Below are 18,982 nucleotides of genomic sequence, written 5' to 3' on the forward strand. Positions count from 1 at the left end.
TCCAGTCTCACCCACCGGACGGGAGTTTCTATCCTCCGTCCGGATCCTGAGACATCTATTTCATCAACCGACATCGAGACGCAGGAGATCTTCCTCCGTCTCCCGTCGGACGATCACCCGCGCCGCGCCGTCGGCGACGGCGACGACGGGCGGGCGGAGCGCGTGGTTGTAGTTGCTGGCCATGGAACGGCAGTACGCGCCGGTCGCGGGTACGGCGATCAGGTCGCCCGGCGCGAGGTCGGCGGGCAGGAACGCGTCCCGCACGACGATGTCGCCGCTCTCGCAGTGCTTGCCGACGACCCGGCAGAGCATCGGCTCGGCCTCGGAGGAGCGGGAGACCAGCGCGACGCTGTACTCGGCGTCGTACAGCGCGGTGCGGATGTTGTCCGACATGCCCCCGTCGACGGAGACGTACGTGCGCAGCCCCTCCAGCGGCTTGACGGTGCCGACCTCGTACACGGTGAACGCGGCCGGGCCGGCGATGGCGCGGCCGGGCTCGACGGAGATCCGCGGGGTGGCGAGCCCGGCGGCCTCGCACTCCCGGGTGACGATCTCGCCGAGCGCCTTGGCGATCTCGTGCGGCTCGCGCGGGTCGTCCTCCGACGTGTACGCGATGCCGAGCCCGCCGCCGAGGTCGATCTCGGGCAGTTCGACGCCGTGCTCGTCGCGCACCTCGGCGAGGAGGGAGACGACGCGGCGGGCGGCGACCTCGAAGCCTGCCATGTCGAAGATCTGCGACCCGATGTGGGAGTGGATGCCGACCAGTTCGAGCCCGTCGAGCTGGAGGGCGCGGCGCACGGCCTCGGCGGCCTGCCCACCGGCGAGGGCGATGCCGAACTTCTGGTCCTCGTGCGCGGTGGCGATGAACTCGTGGGTGTGCGCCTCGACTCCGACCGTCACGCGGATCTGCACGCGCTGCCGCCTGCCGAGGGCCTGGGCGGCGTGGGCGACGCGCACGATCTCCTGGAAGGAGTCGAGCACGATCCGCCCGACCCCCGCCTCGACGGCCCGCCGGATCTCCTCCGTGCTCTTGTTGTTGCCGTGGAAGGCGATGCGCTCGGCGGGCATGCCCGCGGAGAGCGCGGTGGCGAGTTCGCCGCCGGAGCACACGTCGAGGTTCAGCCCCTCCTCGTGCAGCCACCGCACGACGGCGCGGGAGAGGAACGCCTTGCCGGCGTAGAACACGTCGGCGTCCTTGCCGAAGGCGTCGGCCCAGGCGCGGCAGCGGGCGCGGAAGTCGGTCTCGTCGAGGATGTACGCGGGCGTCCCGAACTCCTCGGCGAGGGACGTGACGGGGATGCCCCCCACGGTCAGGACCCCGTCGTCGCCGCGCCGCACGGTGCGGGCCCACACCTTGCCGTCGAGGTGGTTGAGGTCGGTGGGCGGCGCGCTGTAGTGGCCCTCGGGGAGGACGTCGGCGTGGCGGGGTCCGGCGGGGTGTGCGGAACGGCTCATGTCTCTCTCACAGCTGTCACAGGTGGTCGGGGGCGCTGACGCCGAGCAGGGACAGGCCGCCGGCCAGCACCGTCCCGGCGGCTTCGGCGAGGGCGAGCCGGGAGCGGTGGGCGGCCGAGGGTTTCTCGTCGCCGCGGGGCAGCACGGTGTGCTGGAACCCGAGGAACGCGTCCGCGGTGGCCTCCAGGTGCCGGGCGAGCCGGTCCGGGGCGTGCTGCCGGGCGGCCGCGAGGAGCACGGCGGGGTGGTCGGCGAGCGCGGCGAGCAGCTCCGGGGCGTCGACCTCCTCCTCGTACGCGCCGGTGAAGCCGAGGTCGGCGGCGTTGCGGAGGAGGGCGCGGGAGCGGGCGTGCGCGTACTGGACGGTGAAGAGGGGGTTGTCCGCCTCGGTCAGGCGGAGCAGCGGCGCGGCGTCGAGGACCCGGTCGTGCGCGGCGGGCCGCAGCAGCGCCCACTGGCGGGCGTCGGGCCCGAGGACGGCGGCGACGTCGTAGTGCGGGGGGACGGCGCGGAGGCAGCGGGCCGCCCGGTCGCCGGTCGCCTGATCGCCGGTCACCTGATCGCTGGTCGCTCGGCCGCTGGTCGCCTGGCCGCTGGTCGCCTGATCGCCGGTCGCCCGGGCGGGGGCGCCCTGCGAGCGGAGCAGGGCGACGACGGCGCGCGTGAGGGCCCGGAGGCGGAGGTCGGCGCCGTCCGGGACCAGGAAGCGGACCTCGTGCTCGGGGAGCCGGCCGAGCGCGTCCCCGTACCCGTACCGCCGCCCTTCCTCGCGGACCCGCCGGACGAGGAGCCGGCCGGCCTCGGCGCGGGTGCCGGGACGGAGCGTGAGGTTGAGGAATCCCGGACCGGTGATGTCGACCCGCTCGATGCCGGGCGCGTCCAGGAGCCGCTCGCGCAACACCTCGGCGACCTGCCGGGGCGGGAGCGCGGCGGGCCCGGCGAGCTGGAGCGCGGCGTTCGTCGCCCAGTCCCCGCACCCCCCGGCGCGCGGCCGCTCGACGACGACCCGCGGGGGCACCTCGCGCACGGCCAGGACCCCGTCACCGACGGCACGCCGCACGGCGCGCAACACGGTGAGCGAGAGATCAGCGGGGGTCACGGGACAAGCGTAGGCGAGGAGGGGGGAGGGAAGGCGAACCGGTTTCGGTATACGGGCAGATACGGGACGGGAGGACACCGCCACCCGGCCGGAAACCGCACCCCGGCTGCGCCGGGGCCGGCATCGGCGGGGCCCTGGCGGGGCGGGGTGGGGGGCGGGGGTGGGGAACGCCCGGTGGGCGGGGCCCGGCAGGGCGCGTCCACTACCCGGTGGGGCGGGGTGGGGGGTGCCCGGCAGGGCGCGTCCACTACCCGGTGGGGCGGGGTGGGGGGTGCCCGACAGGGCGGGAGTACGCCCGGTGGGCGGGGCGGGGCCCGGTGGGGTCCGGCCACGGGCCCGAGGCACCGCGCCGCCACCGCTCCCGAAGCGCCGCCCCGAACACCCCCGCCCGGTTCCCTCACGTCCCCGAGCCTGCCCTGCCCTGCCCTGCCCTGCCCCCGGGGCGTACCCGCTCGTATCCGCCCGCTGTCCCTTATCCCTGGGCCGTACCCGCCCAGCCCGTGTCGCGCCGGTCGTCCGCCGGGGGCAGGAGGAGACCGCGCACCAGTTGGACGAGGTCGGCCGGCTCGAAGGGCTTGGCGAGGAAGGCGTCCACCCCGGCCTCCAGCCCGCTCGCCACCTCCGCCTCGTCGCACGCGCTGATGATCGCGACCGGCAGGTGCCGGGTCCGCGCGTCGGCGCGGAGCAGAGCGGCGGTGCGCAGCCCGTCCAGACGCGGCATGACCACGTCGAGGGTGACCAGATCGGGTTGGAACCGATGGACGACTTCCAGACACTCGGCACCGTCGGCCGCGGTCACCACCTCGAAGCCCTCCAGCTCGAGGTTGACCCTGATCAGCTGCCGGATGACCCGGTTGTCGTCCACAACCAGCACCCGCCCGGAGACGCCTGACACAACTCGAGAGTAGGTCCCGCCCGGCCCCCGCGTCCGGGTTTTCGCCACTTCCACCCCCCGCAGGGGACCCTTCGCCCCGCCCCCCGGAAATACCTGTTCACGGGCACCCTCCAGGAGCTGGTAGGGTTCTACCCGTCGCCGCGAAACACGGCGGACGCCCCCGTAGCTCAGGGGATAGAGCAACGGCCTCCGGAGCCGTGTGCGCAGGTTCGAATCCTGCCGGGGGCACCCTGTATGAGGGGCCCAAAGACCCCGTCACCAGCGGAAACGCTCGGTACGGGGTCTTCGCGTATGCGCAGGCGCGTGCGGCCCGGAGCGGGCGTACGCCGGGGTCCGTGGACGAGGCGCGGACAGGCTTTTGAAGCGTCCGCCTTGGTCGAGCGCCCACTCCACTGGGGCAGGAGCGGGCGTCAGCCCCGGCGTGTATGCGGAACCGTCTACTCCCTCAAGTTCAGGGCACGCGGTGCCCATGACACTGGCTCGCTCCTTACCTGACGATGCCACTGAGTGGTGGATCTTCCTGGGTGTGATCGCCCTCTATGTACTCGGCCGTTGGTTCTTCGCGTGGCAACAGGCCCGGCGCGAGGGCGACAGTCATCCCGTGCGCGCCGCGTTCGTCGAGGAGGACGATCCCGATGCGGTGAACGCGTCGCCCACGGGTGGCTTCCGCTCCTACCGACAGTTCTTCGGCTTCGTCGCCAGCGCTGTCGTAGTGGCCCTGGTCGCCACCCTGACAGACGGCCGGGTTCGCTTCCTCCTGTTGTGGTTCCTCGTTCCGCTGCTGGTCGTAGCACTGTCGTACGTCGACTTCCGTCAGGCCCGAAAAGCGCGCTCAAAAACTCGGTAGGGAGCCAACAGCCATCGCAGGAGTGCGTCACCCAGCCTCACCCGTACTCGCGCAACAGCTCCTCGCCCTTGCGATCGGCGATCTTCCGCCGGCCGTCGACACCCTCGGCGTAGCGGCTCAGCAGGACCTCGACACTGTTGCCCACACGCTTGGCGACCTTCATGCCGGGCCCACCCCGGAGTTGAGCCAGGTCGATAGCGCCGCGCGCCGGAGGCCATGCGGTCGGGCCACGAGCGGGGAGGCGACCACGGCCGGCGGGGACACCGGCGCAGGGGCTTCGCACCAGGCGTTGGCACACCGAAGGATTGACCACTCCCCCGCGCCCGTTGGTGAACAGCTGTCTACCCTCGGCGGTGCCGAGCGTCTCGAACTCTTCGCCGGCGCGGGCGGCCCGGAAGGGGACGCCGTGCCGCTGCTGCCCGTTGAAGACGCTCTCCCACGGGCGGGCCACCAGTCCCGGCAGCGAGACCGGCGAACCGAGAACCAGCCGCTCGAAAACACCGCTCTCCGAGACCGACGACCGCCGCGCCACACCACTCACCCGGTCGTCTATATGAGTATGCTTGTTGGGGTGTACAAGTTCGGAGAAGCGCCCCCGCGCACCGCCACCGCTCACGCGATCAGGTAGCCGGGAGCTGGTACGAGAGGACGTAGGCGTCCGCCGCCATCACCGTGTCGCAGACCTCCACGGCTCGCCCTTCCGTGTCGTACGCGGTCCGGATCAGGTGGATCACGGGCACGCCGGAGGCCAGGTGGAGCGTCTTGACCTCGGCGGGCGAGGGCATCCGGGCGCGGATCTCCTCGTCGAAGTGGTCCAGGCGGTGGCCCAGCTCCTCAAGGCGGGCGTAGATGCCGCCGGGCCCCGGGTTGGGTTCGGCGATCGGCGTACCGCGCGCGATGTCGAGCGGCAGGTACGAGGTGGCGAACTCCACCGGGCGGCCGTCCAGCAGGTAGCGCCGGCGACGGGCGAGCACCCGGCGCACGGACCCGAGCCGGGTGGAGACGCCCTGGCTGGCCTTCTCCTCCTTGACCTCCAGACTGTCGACCTGGGGATGACTGCCGGCCGCGTCCGCCTCCACGATGAACGCGGACTTGCCTTGCTCCCGGTGGCGCCGGGCGAACCGGTCGGAGGCGAGTCGTCGCACGGGCGGCCGTGGTCGCACGAAGACGCCCTTGCCGTGTTCGGCGTGCACGAGCCCTTCTCCCTGGAGGACGGAGAAGGAGTTGCGGACGGTCATCCGCGACACTCCGTAGTGCTCCACGAGCTCGGCTTCGGAGGGCAGCTTCTCGCCCTCCTTGAAGCGGCCGCGGTCGATGGCTTCGCGCAGCTGGTCGGCGATCTGCCGGAAGACCGCACGGTCACTCGTGGGGTCGAGGGCGCCGAGCAAGCCGGAGGAGAGAGGGGGCACGCGTACTCCTTTAGGTATCTAGACGAGTGGGCGAGTGTTGTTGCTACGGTGGAGAGCCTAGCCAGCCGAGAGGGCCGAGGACCGTGAGTACCGACCGTCCGCATTCCGTGAGCGTCGCCGGAGTCATCGTCGACGACCAGGGCCGGGCCCTCCTGATCAAGCGCCGCGACAACGGCCACTGGGAGCCCCCGGGCGGAGTCCTCGAACGCGAGGAGACCATCCCCGAAGCCCTCCAACGCGAAGTCCTCGAAGAGACCGGAATCAAGATCGCGCTTCCCGCGACCCTGACCGGCGTCTACAAGAACATGAAGGGCCTGATCGTCTCTCTGGTCTTCCGCTGCGAGGCCGCCGACGGCACGCCCACCACGGGCGAGGAGACCCGTGCGCTGCGCTGGGCCACCCGTGAGGAAGTCACCGAACTCGCCGACGAGGCGTACGCGATCCGCGTCCTGGACGCACTCGACGCGATATCCCCGCCGGCCGTCCGTGCCCACGACGGAGTGAAACTCGTCTAGCCCGAACCCGCTGCACATGGCGGCCTACCAGCATGAAGGAACTTGTATGCACGAGTATACGGGTACGGCCCGGGTCTGGGGACTGTCTTGCCCAGGTTTCCCCGAAGAGGTCAGCCGAGCCCGCCGCTGGACCCGGGACATCCTGCGTGGATCTCCCCTGGTCGACGACGCCGAACTGATCGTGAGCGAGCTGAGCGCGAACGCCGTCCTCTACACGGCCAGCGGCACGCAGTCCGGCAGCTTCCACCTGGCGGTCGCCGTCTCCCCGCGGGTGGTGGCCCTGTCAGTGACGGATGAGGGCGGCGCCAACACAGCGCCCAGGGCCGAATACCAGAACGAGCGGGCCGAACACGGCCGGGGCTTGAGCATGGTCGACGCACTCGCCCACCGGGTCGTCGTCCACGGCAACCACGGCGGTTACACGGTCACCGCGGAACTCCTCACCACGGTCGGCCCCGCAGAGGAAAATCCATGCTGAGGCCCCCACGCCATCGCGCATCGAACGCGCGCGGCCCATTCCTCCCCTACCGATGCGGGGCCTCCGCCTACCCCCTGCACGAGATCCGCGCCATCCCTCTGGGATCACACGACGCCGCGAGCCCACGCCTGGCGCTGCGCTGGTTACAGGAACGTATGCAGCACATCGCGGATCAGCTCGATACCTCCCATGCGCAACCGGCCTTGTGCTGGTTGGCCGACGAGGCTGAGCACGAACGCGCCCTCGCCTACCTGACCGCAGGCACCGGCTACCAGCTCACCTTCCACGACGAGAACACCCGCTACGTCCTCGCGGTCCACCCCACAGGAGCGATGCCGTGAACAGCCTCACCCGCGGCTACTGGTGCGAATGCCAGACCCAGGACCTCACCACCACCAAAGCCCCGATACTCCTGGCGCCCTTCGACACCTACTCAGCACCCCAGGCAAGCCGATGGGTCGCCATCACCCTCCACACCATCTCACCAGCACTCGACTCCAACGCCTCAGAGACCGTTCTCTTTCCGAACCTCATGTGACGTCTTCGCTGGTCAGGCATGAAGTAGCTGCCGCCGCGGGAGTCTCGGCTTGTTGCCGGGCGAGAGGTCATGGGGGTGACGGATGCCGTCGATGCGGGCGGTTCTGGAAGCGCGGCAGAAGGCCGCGGCCGCGCAGGTGAAGGAACTCGAAGCCTAGTTGGAACGGGTGCGGGCGGCTCTGGCGGACGCCGAGGAGATGCACCGGTGCCGGGTGATCGGTCTGGAGCAGTATCTAAAGGCGCTGGCCGAGGAGGAGGTGTCCGCCGACGTGGCCGGCGAGGTGCCGCGGAGGAAGCCGGCCGGACCGCGCCGGGCGGTGCCCCACCGGCGACACGCGAGTGAGGTGACGGAGTTGCCACCGGACTATCAGGCGTTGATGGCCGCCACGGCCGATGCGGGAGGCGACGGGCTGGGTGCCCGGCGGGCGGCGGTGGTGCTGGGCTGGGACAGTGCGTCCGCCTCCCGCTTCGAAGGCGCCAGGGCACGGCTGAAGCGACTGGTGGAACGGGGCTGGTTGGTCGAGGTGAGCCGGGCAGGTTCACGCTGCCCCTGTCGCTGCCGGGGCAGGACGCTGCCGGTGCTGGACGGCCAGACGGCGGCTCATGAGCATGGTCATCGACCACAGAATGACGGCTTCGCTGGTATCGGTGCGGCGCTCGTAGTCCCGGACCAAACGCCGGCTGCGCAAGCACCAGGCGAAAGATCTCTCCACGACCCAGCGGCGGGGCAGCACCTCGAAGCCGCAGGTGTCGTCGCCGCGGCGGACGATGTCCAGGACGACGCCGAGCTGCGTGGCACTCCAGTCGACGAGGTGGCCGGTGTATCCGCCGTCGGCCCAGACCCGTGCCAGTCGCCCGAAGCGGTCCTGGACCGCTGGCAGAAGGATGCGGGCGGCGTCCCGGTCTGTGGTCGAGGCGGGGGTGACCAGCACGTTCAGCAACAGCCCGAGCATGTCGATGATCAGGTGCCGCTTGCGTCCGTTGATCTTCTTCCCGGCGTCGAAACCCCGCGAGCTGTGGGTAACGGTGGTGTCTGCCTTCACCGACTGCGAGTCGATGATCGCCGCACTCGGTTCCGGATTACGGCCTTCGGCATCGCGGACGGTCTCGCGCAGCCGGTCGTGCAGCTCGGCCACGAGTCCCGCATCCCGCCAGCGGGCGAAGAAGGCGTACACCCGAGGCCAGGGCGGGAAGTCCGAGGGCATCGACCGCCACTTGATGCCGTGGTCGACGAGGTAGCGAACTCGCGTCGAGCATCTGTCGGTGGCAGTAGCCCTCTGGCCGTCCGCCCCGACCCGCCAGCCATTCCGGAACCGGCAGCAGGTCCCGGACCACGGCCCACTCGTCATCGCTCATGTCCGAGTCGTACCGGGGCCGGCGCCCTCCCAGACCAGGACCCTGTTCGAACCCCACCGACCGCTCGAGCGGGTAGAGAACGGCCAGTGACACCAACAGGGGCGAACGACGGCGATCGGCCACGGATGGCAGCGGACACCAGGCCAGATGTGCAGCGGGCTTACCGACCTCGCGGGTGCTGCGTGATCGACCTGCCAAGGATGAGGACAGACTTCAAGGCCATGGCCTACACGGGCGCTGGCCACACCATCGGCCAGCCCTCGTCGCCTTGACCCGGTCTTCGTGACCCCGCTGGCCTCATCGTTGGGCTTGGGGCCTCAACTACACGACAACTGACCACACGAAGATCCTCAGCGTGGCAACCTATCTCTATGCAAGAACACTGGGATCTGTCAGGACGTGACGTTGTACCAGACCTACGGGCCAAGGCACGGCCCGCGGACCCAGGTGCAGCTTCCCTCCATGCGATGCTGAGCTCTGCGGGGACGCAATGGGCTCCCCCTTATGAAGAAGTGCGCAGAAGACTGCAAATCAGGAGCAAACAGGTCGCACCTGAGGTTCAGAGGCAGGCTGATCAGCGCTTCAGAACGTACATGACGCTGTTCCGCGGGGTTGGTCTGCTCTATGAAGAAAACGGCATCTTGCAGTCCACCGAACTCGGTGAAAGCTTGCTTGAGCTCCTAAACGAACAGTACCAGCGCATCGACGACTTCAGCCAGCAAATCTATCTCAACTATCGCACTCAACTCGCCCGGTTGGTTGCGCCCGCACTAGCCCGATACCAGCTCGCGAACCCTCTGACCAGAGACACCTACCCGCCGGGAACCGACGTCAGACCACTTCTTACCATTTGGCGAGTTATGAGAAATCTAGACAACAAGCTCCATTGGGAAGAACTAGGGCGATGCGTCACGACATGCCTGAGGGAATCAGAAATCGAAGCAGCGATACAAAAGATCGCTCAAGCACGCTCACAGGACGGCTACGACCCGAAGAACCCTGACACAATGGAGCGGATTCTCGGCCCACGCCGCCCTGACGCAGGAAACGATCAGTCAGACAGGCTGGACACATGGTTCTCTCGAGCCGCATTCAAGAATCTTTTTCTAGAACCCCGAGATCGACCGGAGGACGGCTATCGGTACCTCAACTCTGAGTTCATCCCTCTAATTGACGAGGTAATCGCAACCACTCCTCCAGCCGATCAGTTTGCAGATCGAGGAGAGTACGTGCGTTGGCTCGGAAAAGCACCGAATGTACCATCTCCCACTCAGGCCGACTCTGACAGCAAGCTAAAGAACCTTATCGTCGAAAAGTGCCGACGCTATGGAGGGCGTCAAATCATCGCGCTCGTCGGGCCAGCAGGAACCGGTAAGACGAGGATGGCCCAGGACGTTGCTATGACTCTTACAGAAGGAGACTCCACCCGGGTTCTGACAGTCCAATTCCACGCAGCATTCACGTACGAAGAGTTTGTCGGTGGACTTGCCCCCAGTAACGGAGGTTTCGCACCCTCTCCCGGCGCGCTTGTGCAGATAAACGATACAGCGCTGGCGTCTCCGGACAAGACGCACGTTCTCATCGTCGATGAGCTGAGTAGAGCTGATGTCGCCAATGTACTCGGTGAACTCCTCACTTACATTGAGTACAGAAACCGCCTCTTCCTAGTCCCCGGGCTGGGCAAACGGGTGTCGATAGCACCCAATCTGGTCATCATTGCCACGATGAACCCTACTGATCGAAGCGTTGTCAATATGGACGACGCATTGGTGAGAAGGATGCGCCAAATCGAGATTTCTCGCAGTCGTGACGCGCTCGAAGTAATCCTGCAAGAGGCGGGCATGGCTAGCGATCTTAGGAAACAGGTAACTCAGTGGTTCGACGGGCTTCCTGAAGATGCCCCCTTCGGACACGGTCTATTCGTCGGAATGCGCGACGAACGCGACTTGCACGATCTGTGGCATGAGTCATTGCGGTATTTCTTGCGCCGGGGCGGGATCACCACTTACCCCAACCCAGAGAAGATCGAAAACACATACATCTGGAGAAACGCTCGGTTCACCTCAGACACCGAGGAAGAGGCGTGAGAACCAGAACGTACGGACGACTGCAACTCACTCATCAAGAAGTTGGATACTCCCTAGAAGAGCTGTCAAATCTCCCCTGGGTCCAGTCGAAGGTGGCCTTCATTCGACCAAGTCGTTTTGGGTTCGATATTGAAGTTGGGCCATACGCTGGCACCATTGTCGTCCACGAAAATCTCGTCATCGCTATCGATGAAATGGTTCCGGGAACTGTCGACGCCTGTCTTGCTCTTTCATCGAGCGGGCGAAAGCAAGCTACACAGGCAGCTCAGCCCGGTTCAACCCTACCGCCGCTTGCGGCGATAGCACGAGCATTTTCCGCGATGGCCGAAAGAGAGTTGGCGGCCGGGCCGCAAAAGGAGTACATAGCGACTTCCGCTCATAGCAGTCGAGTCAGAGGGAAGATCCACGTCGGCGAAACAGTACGTGCTCTGTGGAGTCGTGGCCGGCATGACCTCCTAGCGATCCGCTACCGCAATCTATCCGAAGATACAGAGATCAATAGGTACCTACTTGCCGCTTGCAATCGCGCTGCCCACCTACTGCGCCATTACGATGAGGCGAGAATAACGGTGCAGCGATGCATGCAAATGCTTTCGGGAGCCCAGATGCTACCCGATCCAGCGTTTCCGTCCCTTTCTCCGAGCATCAGCGCAGATCTCAGAGAAACTCTCCGTATGGCGGAAGCCATAATACGGGGCGTCCCGTTCAACTTCCAAAGTGCTGGCACTTCACCATTCAGTGCCTGGGTCAACATTGATCGAGTATTCGAAGAAGCTGTACGCACACTATGTAGAAGTACAGCCCCAGCCAACTTCACAGTGACGGACGGCAAGTCACAGAAGATTCCCCTATTTCACGCAGTCGAAGGAGAGGGGGAACCCATGCAAAAAAGAGCCGATCCAGACATCGTGATTTACGGAGATCGCAGGATCGGCTTGCTTGACGCAAAGTACAGGAAGTCAGGAGAAAGGGTCACAGAAGACGAGATATATCAGCTCATCGCTCATGCCGGGGCTTTCTCGGCCGATGCCGCTGCCCTTGTGACGCCCGCTCTCCACGGCCCTCCAGGTGTCCGACGATTGGGCCGGGTCAACACAGGTTGCTCCGTAGACGTCATCGCAGTCGACCCCACGCAGGCAGATGGGATGACCGACCTGATCGGTCACTGGACGACGAGCCTAGCGAAGTGATTTGACTCACATGGGGATGATCGATGGGGCATGCTGTGTTCACAACAGACTGTCATCTCCCCATGGCTGTACGGGCGCGCCGCCGAGCTCCGATCACCTTGGATGGGTGCGCTGCGAGACCACACTGTCAGTACGAGCTTCTAGGATCTATCGCATGGACAAGGGTGAGCCCGGCTGGGCGTATGCTGACCTCTTCAGCGGTTGTGGCGGCATGTCGGCCGGCCTAGCAGCAACGGGCCAGTACAAGGCGGTTTACGCGGCCGACAACGACGTGTGGGCCAACGCCACTTACGCCGCCAACCTCGATCACACGCCGGATGAGTTGGACCTGCTGACACTCCAAGACGCAGGCGCTCGGCGTTCGTGGGCCGCCCGAATCCGTGAAGCGGTCGGTGACCGCCAGTTCCTCCTTGCAGGAGGACCGCCCTGTCAGGGCTTCTCTTCGCACGTCAAGACCCGCGGTGACCGCAAGGGTCGGAATCAACTCTTCAGCGTTTTCGGTGATCTAGCAGTCACGCTCAAGCCCGATGTCGTGATGGTCGAGAACGTCGCTGACCTGGTCTCGGCTCGTTCGTGGGATTTGTTCGACGAATTTCGCTCAAAGTTGCAGGACGCTGGCTACAGCGTTCGAGCGCGGATCATGAACATGGCGCAGCTCGGCGTACCTCAGGAACGGTTCCGCACCGTAGTGCTGGCGTCTTTGCACCAGATGCCAACGTTCCCTGCTGTACGAAACACGCCAGATTCTTTTTCTACTGTCAAAGAGTGGATTGGCCACCTTCCGCCTATTTCCAGTGGTGAATCGAACCCAGATGATCCAATGCACGTTACGTCGCGCCATCGACCGTCGACGATCGAAATTCTGAAGCAAGTTCCCCACGATGGTGGCTCCCGTCCGGCGGGAGTCGGTCCGGAGTGCCTGGATCGCACGCGTGGCGCTCATGGTGGCTATACAGACGTTTATGGACGTCTGGCCTGGTCCGGTCCGGCGCCGACCATCACGGCTCGGTGCAGAACTCCTAGCTGTGGACGATTTGCTCACCCTGAACAAGACCGGGGCCTAACGGCGAGAGAAGCAGGGCTTCTTCAGACATTTCCCGCCACGTGGCAGTTCCAAGGACCCTTCGATGACCGTTACAAGCAGATCGGTAACGCGGTACCCCCGCTAGCCGCTCAGGCTTTTGGTGAGCACATTGCAGCTGGAATGCCACCAGTTGAATCCGAGGTTGGACTTTTCGAAGTGGCTGATAAGCCCGTCGGCAGTAGCTTCTCGGTGCTGATTCCGGGCATCCGCAGGCGCGGAGGGTTGCTGGTCAAGTGACGCTCACTGCAATTGACGCATTCGCAGGCGCTGGTGGACTCAGCTTGGGCCTAGCCCGAGCTGGGTACTCCGTTGCATTGGCCTTCGACAACAGCCAAGTGGCCGTTGATACGCACCGCAAAAATCTTTCATGCCGCGCGGAAGTGCTTGATGCTGCCACGACCACCGGAGGGCAGCTCCTCGATCTCGCTGGGCTAAAGCGCGGCGAGGTGGACTTGCTCGCCGGCGGCCCCCCGTGCCAAGGATTCTCCCTTCAGCGTAGAGGTGCACGGGAAGACCCAAGGAACCTTCTTGTTCTTCGCTATCTCGATTGGCTTGAAGAAATGCGCCCCCGCGCGTTTCTCATGGAAAATGTTGCCGCCATTCAAAGCGTGCGCGGAAAGCATCTTTTGCGAGCTGTCGAAGAAGCGGCTCAGGATCTAGGTTTTCAGGTTCACGCAACGATTCTTGATGCGGCCGATTACGGTGTTCCGCAAAGACGTCGGAGGGCTTTCCTTGTGGGGCTTCCTGCCGGCACCCATTTTTCCTGGCCGACGCCAAGGAAGGAGCCCCCGCGCACGGTGGGAGACGCTATCCGGGATCTGCCATCGCCGCCCGAAGACGGGTCCAACCACCCGTCATTCACGAACCACTACAGAGAGGCTAGGCTGAGCAAACTCAATATCGAGCGAATCAAACATGTCCCCCCAGGGGGTGGCCGTGAGTACCTCCCTAAGCACCTCCAGCTCGCGTGCCATCAAGGGAATCACCGTCATCTGGACACGTATGGCCGACTGGCGTGGGATGAGCCAGCTGTGACTATCACGGCAAGGTTCGACAGTTTCACCCGAGGGAAATTTGGCCACCCAGAGGAAAACCGCACCATCACTCTCCGAGAGGGCGCCCGGCTGCAGTCCTTCCCAGATGATTTCGCATTCCTCGGAAACCGGGAGGAGGGGGCGAGGCTGATCGGTAATGCGGTGCCACCGTTGCTAGCAGAAGCGATTGGGCAGAGCATCAAGGCCGCCCTGTCAGGAACGGCGGCTTCAGGCGATTCTGAACCGGTACAGATGTCCCTGTGGGGGGCTGGCGTCGCAGCCGTCTGAGTGGGTTGCACTCGGACGGCTATCCGCAGCCCGCCCACGCGGACTGTACGCGGACAGAGAGAGGGACCCAGCGAACCTCTACCGGCCTGACCAGTACCTATACGTGATGCACACGAGGCGTCCAGAGCCTTGTGCGGGTTTGGGTCCTGTCGGGGGTGTCGCGGGCGGGTGTGTGGTGGGGGTTCTGGTCGGGGCTGGGGCGGGACGCGTCCGCATGGGGTGGGGGAAAGACGGAGGCCCAGGCCGGGAGGCCTGGGCCTTGGGGTGGGTGGGGGGTTTCACACGGGGGCCGTGTCGGGGGAGGGCTTGTCGGGGTCGGGGGTTGCCTCGGGGGGTTTCGGGGACGGGACGGGGAAGGTCAGGAGGGCCAGGAGGACCAGGGCGGCCAGGGCGGAGCCGACGAGGAAGCCGGTGCCGATGGAGGTGGCGCCGATGACCGGGCCCAGGATGAGGGGGGCGACGAACTGGCCCGTGAAGTTGGCCGTCCCGGACAGGGACATCGCCTGGCCGCGCTGGGCCGCGGGCGCGGATTCGCCGATCATCATCGCGAGGGCCGGTACGACGACGCCGCTGCCGAGGCCGAAGACGAAGGCGGCCAGGGTGAGGAAGACCCACTGGCCGTTCAGGCCGATCAGCAGGAACGACAGCGCCCAGGCCACGGTGGCGACGCGGAGCAGGTTCACGTAGCCGAGGCGGGCCTTCATCCGGGCGTAGACCAGGCCGATGAGGCTGCCGCCGACGGAGGTGCTGGTGGTGATGAGCGCGATCAGGAACGGTTCCTCGACGTCGACCTCGGTGAGGCGCTGCGGCAGGAAGACCGCCAGCACGTAGAGGAGGAACGAGGCGAAGAAGGAGAAGGCGTAGAAGACCAGGAGGCCGGGCCGGCGGCGCAGCAGGGTCACGACGCCGCCGCCCTTGGCGCGGCCCTCCGCGGGGAGGGCGGGCATCACGAGGAGCGTCAGGAGGCCGACCGGGATGCCGAGGAGGTAGACCGCGAACGGGGCGTGCCAGGACAGGCCGCCGAGCGCGCCGCCGATCAGCGGCCAGATGATGCCGCCGAGGCTGAGGGCGGTGGAGCGCCAGCCGGCGACCCGGTCGCGCTGCTCGCCCTGGAAGAGCGCGAGGAGGGCGACGGTGGTCCCGACGAACACCGCCGCCGCGCCGACGCCGAAGACGAACCGGCTGATGATCAGGGCGGTGTACGACTCCGTGACCAGGCCGGTGCCGCCGGCGACGCCGTACAGCAGGAGTCCGCCGACGAGCGGTGTGCGCAGGCCGAAGCGGTCGATGGCCCAGCCCACGAAGGGGCTGACGAGGGCGAGCGAGAGGCCGTGTGCGGTGAGGATGAGGCCGGCGCCGGTCCCGCTGACCCCGAGTTCGCCGCGGATGACGCCGACGACGGGGGCGATGACGGCGCCGGCCATCAGCGTGAGGGTGGAGGCGAGCAGCAGGACGAGCAGCATGGCCCGGTGGGGAGCGCGCGGGGCGGGTCGGGCGGTGGGGTCGGGTAAGGCCATGGCGGGGCTCCTCGGAACGAAGGTGCTGGGGCGACTCGGCGTCGTCGTGATCGCATCGTGCAACCTCGAGCACGGTTCAGGTCAACCGCGCGGGTGGTGGTCGCGCAGGGGGTTCGAGCAGCGCTCCAGCGGCCCTCGTCCGGTCCGCTCAGGCGTCCAGCAGGGGCTTCCACCAGCCCGGGTTGTCGCGGTACCAGGCGACGACGCTCCTCAGCCCCTCGTCCAGCGTCCGGCGCGGGGCGTAGCCCAGCTCGGCGCGGATCTTGCCGTCGTCGATGGCGTACCGCAGGTCGTGGCCCTTGCGGTCCTCGACGTGGCGGACCATCGACCAGTCGGCGCCGCACAGTTCGAGCAGCCGGTCCGTCATCTCGCGGTTGGTGAGGCTGGTGGCGCCGCCGATGTTGTACGTCTCGCCGGCCCGGCCCGCGTCCAGGACGAGCTGGATCGCCCGGCAGTGGTCGTCGACGTGCAGCCACTCCCGCACGTTGCCGCCGTCGCCGTACAGCGGCACGGGGATGCCGCGCAGGAGGTTCGTGACGAACAGCGGGATCAGCTTCTCCACGTGCTGGTGGGTGCCGTAGTTGTTGGAGCAGCGGGTGACGCGCACGTCGAGGCCGTGCGTGCGGTGGTAGGCGCGGGCCAGCAGGTCGCTGCCCGCCTTGGACGCGGAGTACGGCGAGTTGGGCAGCAGGGGCGACTCCTCGGTCCAGGCGCCCTCGGTGATCGACCCGTACACCTCGTCGGTGGAGACGTGGACGACGGTGGGCACCCCGGTGTGCAGGCACGCGTCGAGGACGCTCTGCGTGCCCAGGACGTTGCTGTGGACGAAGGCGATCGAGCCGTCGACGGACCGGTCCACGTGGGACTCGGCGGCGAAGTGCACGACGGCGTCGTGGCCGGGCAGCACGCGCCGCATCAGCTCGTGGTCGCACACGTCGCCGCGGACGAAGGTCAGCCGGTCGTGGCCCATCGGCAGGTTCTCGGTGTTGCCCGCGTAGGTGAGCTTGTCGACGACCGTGACCCGGGCGTCCTCGTAGCCCGCGTACCCGCCCGCGAGCAGGGTGCGCACGTAGTGGGAGCCGATGAATCCGGCACCGCCCGTGACGAGGATCCTCATACCGGCACCTCCGCTTGTGTGTGGTCTCCGATGATCAACCGGTTGTGCGAGCCGCCGTCCTGGGCGCTGACCCGGGCCCAGCGGCCGATCACGCAGCCGCTCAGCTCGGGGACGTCGGTGATGGAGGCGCCCTCCAGGACGATGGAGTTCTCGATGCCCGCCGACTCCAGGACGCAGTCCCGTCCGACGGCCACGTTCGGGCCGATCCGGCAGTCCCGGACGACGCTGCCCGCCCCGATCACCACGGGGCCGGTGAGGTGCGATCCGGTGACGCGGGCGCCGGGCTCGACGACCACCCGGCCCTCCACCACCGTCGTGGCGTCGATCTCGCCGGCGGCCATCGGGTCGGCGCCGCCGGCGCTGTCGGTGCCCAGCCGCTCCAGGAGCACCCGGTTGCACTCCAGCAGGTCGTCGATCTTCCCGGTGTCCTTCCAGTAGCCGTCGTACTCCTGGGCGGTGACCGCCCAGCCGCCCTCGATCAGGTACTGGAGGGCGTCGGTGATCTCCAGTTCGCCGCGGGCGCTGGGCCTGATGGCCCGGGTGGCCTCGTGGACCGCCGACGTGAAGAAGTAGGCGCCGATGACCGCCAGGTCGCCCCGCGGTTCGGTCGGCTTCTCGACCAGGGCGCGCACCACGCCGTCCGCGTCCACCTCCGCCACACCGTACTGCCGGGGGTCGGCGACCTTGGTGACGAGGAGCTGCGCGGCGGGGCGCCGCCGGCGGAACTCCGCCGCCGCGTTCGCGATGCCCTCGGCGAGGATGTTGTCGCCGAGGTACATGACGAACTCGTCGTCGCCGAGGAATTCGGCGGCGAGCGTCACGCAGTGCGCCAGGCCCAGCGGCGCCTCCTGCCGGAGGTAGGTGATCCGCATGCCGAAGCGGGAGCCGTCGCCGATCGCCTCCTCGATCTGCGCGCCGTGGCCCCCGACGACGATGCCGGTCTCCTTCACACCGATGTTCCGCAGGTTCTCCAGGCAGTGCACCAGAACGGGCTTGTTGGCCACGGGGACCAGTTGTTTCGCCATCGAGTACGTGAAGGGACGCAAACGCGTCCCCTCTCCTCCGGACAGTACGAGCGCTTTCATGGGCTTCCCAGCGGTTCTCGAACGGAGATACGGTCAGGGACAACCTCCGGTCCCACGCTCGACTCCGGTTCGAGCCACCGTCGAACTCCGCCTGACACCGTCCGGGGCGTCACGCATCGGACGACAAGGAGCTGAGTCGATGGCGGAGAGTGCCCTGACCCCCGACGAGGTCGGCGAGTTCTACGACGACCGGGGGTGGCTCTGGGAAATCTTCATGGGGCAGAACCTGCACATCGGTTACTGGGACGGCGTCGATCCGGACGTCGACCCCAAGGACCGGCTGACCGACGTGCTCGTGGAGCAGGTGGCGCTCGGCCCGGGGCAGCGGCTGCTGGACGTCGGCTGCGGCCAGGGGCGGCCGGCGATCCGGCTCGCGCAGGCCACCGGCTGCGACGCGCTCGGCATCACCGTGAGCGCGGACCAGGTCGAGACGGGCACCCGGCTCGCACGGGAGGCCGGCGTCGCCGACCGGGTCCGGTTCGAGCGGGTCGACGCCATGAAGCTCCCCTACGAGGACGGGTCGTTCGACGCCGTGTGGGCGGTCGAGACGCTGATGTACCTGTCCGACCGGCAGGCCGCGCTGCGGGAGATCGCCCGCGTCCTGGTCCCGGGCGGGGTGTTCGTCCTCGCCGACTACACCGAGAGCGGGCCCCTGACCGAGGAGTGGCGGGCCGTCCTCACCGAGGGCTTCACCGTGGACTCGCTGCCGACGGCCGACGCGTACACCGGGATGATCGGCGCCGCGGGTCTGGAGATCGTGCGCCACGAGGACGCCACGCCGCACCTGCACCGGTCGGCCGCCCGCATCGACCAGCTCGTCGCCGACAACTACCCGAAGGTCGTGGAGAAGGGCGGGCGGGAGTTCGCGGAGGAGTTCAAGGCCATGATCGGCAAGATCTCGGAGCTCGAACGCGACCTCCTCGGGTACGTCATCACGACCGCGCGCAAGCCGGTCTCCTGAACCGGCTCCGGCCGGGGGGAAGCGGCGT

At 67.3% G+C, this 18,982-nt stretch carries 18 protein-coding genes, 1 tRNA gene and 1 pseudogene; 11 read left to right on the top strand and 9 right to left on the bottom strand.

Features of this window, described 5'->3' with window-relative positions; translation table 11 throughout:
* Positions 1-63: 63 nt before the first annotated feature.
* The 3 genes from lysA to AC07D6_RS09160 form a co-directional block, all read right to left on the bottom strand.
* Positions 64-1,455 (bottom strand): diaminopimelate decarboxylase, encoded by a 1,392-nt coding sequence (gene lysA, locus AC07D6_RS09150; protein WP_479043094.1) that lies wholly within the window; start codon positions 1,453-1,455, stop codon positions 64-66.
* A gap of 16 nt (positions 1,456-1,471) precedes the next feature.
* Positions 1,472-2,554: an ArgS-related anticodon-binding protein NrtL gene (gene nrtL / locus AC07D6_RS09155; RefSeq protein WP_479043095.1), complete on the bottom strand. Its 1,083-nt coding sequence runs from the start codon at positions 2,552-2,554 to the stop codon at positions 1,472-1,474.
* 472 nt (positions 2,555-3,026) lie between these two features.
* Positions 3,027-3,503 carry a response regulator gene (locus AC07D6_RS09160; protein ID WP_479043096.1) on the bottom strand — a complete coding sequence of 159 codons (477 nt, stop codon included), beginning with the start codon at positions 3,501-3,503 and terminating at the stop codon, positions 3,027-3,029.
* 102 nt (positions 3,504-3,605) lie between these two features.
* On the opposite strand from AC07D6_RS09160, the gene AC07D6_RS09165 reads away from it, so the two are divergent.
* Together AC07D6_RS09165 and AC07D6_RS09170 are read left to right on the top strand one after the other, a co-directional pair.
* Positions 3,606-3,677, top strand: a tRNA-Arg gene (locus AC07D6_RS09165).
* 298 nt (positions 3,678-3,975) lie between these two features.
* Positions 3,976-4,296 (top strand): hypothetical protein, encoded by a 321-nt coding sequence (locus AC07D6_RS09170; RefSeq protein ID WP_479043097.1) that lies wholly within the window; start codon positions 3,976-3,978, stop codon positions 4,294-4,296.
* Positions 4,297-4,681: 385 nt separating this feature from the next.
* Here AC07D6_RS09170 and AC07D6_RS09175 read toward each other — a convergent pair.
* Together AC07D6_RS09175 and AC07D6_RS09180 are read right to left on the bottom strand one after the other, a co-directional pair.
* A pseudogene (locus AC07D6_RS09175) lies at positions 4,682-4,813 on the bottom strand (SCO3933 family regulatory protein); the annotation flags it as partial.
* A gap of 103 nt (positions 4,814-4,916) precedes the next feature.
* Positions 4,917-5,705: a GntR family transcriptional regulator gene (locus AC07D6_RS09180; RefSeq protein ID WP_479043098.1), complete on the bottom strand. Its 789-nt coding sequence runs from the start codon at positions 5,703-5,705 to the stop codon at positions 4,917-4,919.
* 107 nt (positions 5,706-5,812) lie between these two features.
* Here AC07D6_RS09180 and AC07D6_RS09185 point away from each other — a divergent pair, with 107 nt between their 5' ends.
* From AC07D6_RS09185 to AC07D6_RS09200, 4 genes are all read left to right on the top strand, one after another.
* Positions 5,813-6,220, top strand: coding sequence for an NUDIX hydrolase (locus tag AC07D6_RS09185; protein WP_189529231.1), 408 nt, complete (start codon positions 5,813-5,815; stop codon positions 6,218-6,220).
* Between the two features lie 46 nt (positions 6,221-6,266).
* On the top strand, positions 6,267-6,698 hold the full coding sequence (locus tag AC07D6_RS09190) for an ATP-binding protein (protein WP_479043099.1): 432 nt from the start codon (positions 6,267-6,269) through the stop codon (positions 6,696-6,698).
* 212 nt (positions 6,699-6,910) lie between these two features.
* Positions 6,911-7,039, top strand: a complete 129-nt coding sequence (locus AC07D6_RS09195; RefSeq protein ID WP_479043100.1) for a hypothetical protein — start codon at positions 6,911-6,913, stop codon at positions 7,037-7,039.
* The gene (locus tag AC07D6_RS09200) at positions 7,036-7,236 is read left to right on the top strand and encodes a hypothetical protein (protein WP_479043101.1); all 201 of its coding nucleotides are present in this window, start codon (positions 7,036-7,038) and stop codon (positions 7,234-7,236) included. Before AC07D6_RS09195 ends, AC07D6_RS09200 begins: the two co-directional genes overlap by 4 nt.
* Before the next feature lie 538 nt (positions 7,237-7,774).
* Here the strand turns inward: AC07D6_RS09200 and AC07D6_RS09205 are convergent.
* Complete coding sequence (locus tag AC07D6_RS09205) at positions 7,775-8,584, bottom strand: IS5 family transposase (RefSeq protein WP_479043102.1); 810 nt, start codon at positions 8,582-8,584, stop codon at positions 7,775-7,777.
* A 600-nt stretch (positions 8,585-9,184) separates the two neighbouring features.
* On the opposite strand from AC07D6_RS09205, the gene AC07D6_RS09210 reads away from it, so the two are divergent.
* The 4 genes from AC07D6_RS09210 (at position 9,185) to AC07D6_RS09225 (ending at position 14,274) form a co-directional block, all read left to right on the top strand.
* On the top strand, positions 9,185-10,678 hold the full coding sequence (locus tag AC07D6_RS09210) for an McrB family protein (RefSeq protein WP_479043103.1): 1,494 nt from the start codon (positions 9,185-9,187) through the stop codon (positions 10,676-10,678).
* Between the two features lie 194 nt (positions 10,679-10,872).
* Entirely contained in the window at positions 10,873-11,868 is a 996-nt protein-coding gene (locus AC07D6_RS09215) for a 5-methylcytosine restriction system specificity protein McrC (RefSeq protein ID WP_479043287.1), read from the top strand.
* A 154-nt stretch (positions 11,869-12,022) separates the two neighbouring features.
* Positions 12,023-13,189, top strand: a complete 1,167-nt coding sequence (locus AC07D6_RS09220) for a DNA cytosine methyltransferase (protein ID WP_479043105.1) — start codon at positions 12,023-12,025, stop codon at positions 13,187-13,189.
* Positions 13,186-14,274, top strand: coding sequence for a DNA cytosine methyltransferase (locus AC07D6_RS09225; RefSeq protein WP_479043106.1), 1,089 nt, complete (start codon positions 13,186-13,188; stop codon positions 14,272-14,274). The genes AC07D6_RS09220 and AC07D6_RS09225 overlap by 4 nt, the downstream gene beginning before the upstream one ends.
* 278 nt (positions 14,275-14,552) lie before the next feature.
* Here the strand turns inward: AC07D6_RS09225 and AC07D6_RS09230 are convergent, their stop codons facing one another.
* The 3 genes from AC07D6_RS09230 to AC07D6_RS09240 form a co-directional block, all read right to left on the bottom strand.
* On the bottom strand, positions 14,553-15,791 hold the full coding sequence (locus AC07D6_RS09230) for an MFS transporter (RefSeq protein ID WP_315875645.1): 1,239 nt from the start codon (positions 15,789-15,791) through the stop codon (positions 14,553-14,555).
* 148 nt (positions 15,792-15,939) lie between these two features.
* A complete protein-coding gene (gene rfbB, locus AC07D6_RS09235; RefSeq protein ID WP_479043107.1) occupies positions 15,940-16,908 on the bottom strand; it encodes a dTDP-glucose 4,6-dehydratase in 969 nt (322 codons plus the stop codon).
* The gene (locus tag AC07D6_RS09240; RefSeq protein WP_479043109.1) at positions 16,905-17,993 is read right to left on the bottom strand and encodes a glucose-1-phosphate thymidylyltransferase; all 1,089 of its coding nucleotides are present in this window, start codon (positions 17,991-17,993) and stop codon (positions 16,905-16,907) included. The genes rfbB and AC07D6_RS09240 overlap by 4 nt, the downstream gene beginning before the upstream one ends.
* Before the next feature lie 139 nt (positions 17,994-18,132).
* Here AC07D6_RS09240 and AC07D6_RS09245 point away from each other — a divergent pair, with 139 nt between their 5' ends.
* Positions 18,133-18,954: a class I SAM-dependent methyltransferase gene (locus AC07D6_RS09245; protein WP_479043111.1), complete on the top strand. Its 822-nt coding sequence runs from the start codon at positions 18,133-18,135 to the stop codon at positions 18,952-18,954.
* Positions 18,955-18,982: the final 28 nt, after the last annotated feature.

The organism is Streptomyces sp. NPDC045287, from assembly GCF_056432325.1.

Coding starts and splice junctions, on each gene's coding strand:
- lysA (WP_479043094.1), bottom strand. CDS start 1,455: ATGAGCCGTTCCGCACACCCCGCCGGACCCCGCCACGCCGACGTCCTC.
- AC07D6_RS09190 (WP_479043099.1), top strand. CDS start 6,267: ATGCACGAGTATACGGGTACGGCCCGGGTCTGGGGACTGTCTTGCCCA.
- AC07D6_RS09205 (WP_479043102.1), bottom strand. CDS start 8,584: ATGACGAGTGGGCCGTGGTCCGGGACCTGCTGCCGGTTCCGGAATGGC.
- AC07D6_RS09210 (WP_479043103.1), top strand. CDS start 9,185: ATGACGCTGTTCCGCGGGGTTGGTCTGCTCTATGAAGAAAACGGCATC.
- AC07D6_RS09215 (WP_479043287.1), top strand. CDS start 10,873: ATGGTTCCGGGAACTGTCGACGCCTGTCTTGCTCTTTCATCGAGCGGG.
- AC07D6_RS09220 (WP_479043105.1), top strand. CDS start 12,023: ATGGACAAGGGTGAGCCCGGCTGGGCGTATGCTGACCTCTTCAGCGGT.
- AC07D6_RS09230 (WP_315875645.1), bottom strand. CDS start 15,791: ATGGCCTTACCCGACCCCACCGCCCGACCCGCCCCGCGCGCTCCCCAC.
- rfbB (WP_479043107.1), bottom strand. CDS start 16,908: ATGAGGATCCTCGTCACGGGCGGTGCCGGATTCATCGGCTCCCACTAC.
- AC07D6_RS09240 (WP_479043109.1), bottom strand. CDS start 17,993: ATGAAAGCGCTCGTACTGTCCGGAGGAGAGGGGACGCGTTTGCGTCCC.
- AC07D6_RS09245 (WP_479043111.1), top strand. CDS start 18,133: ATGGCGGAGAGTGCCCTGACCCCCGACGAGGTCGGCGAGTTCTACGAC.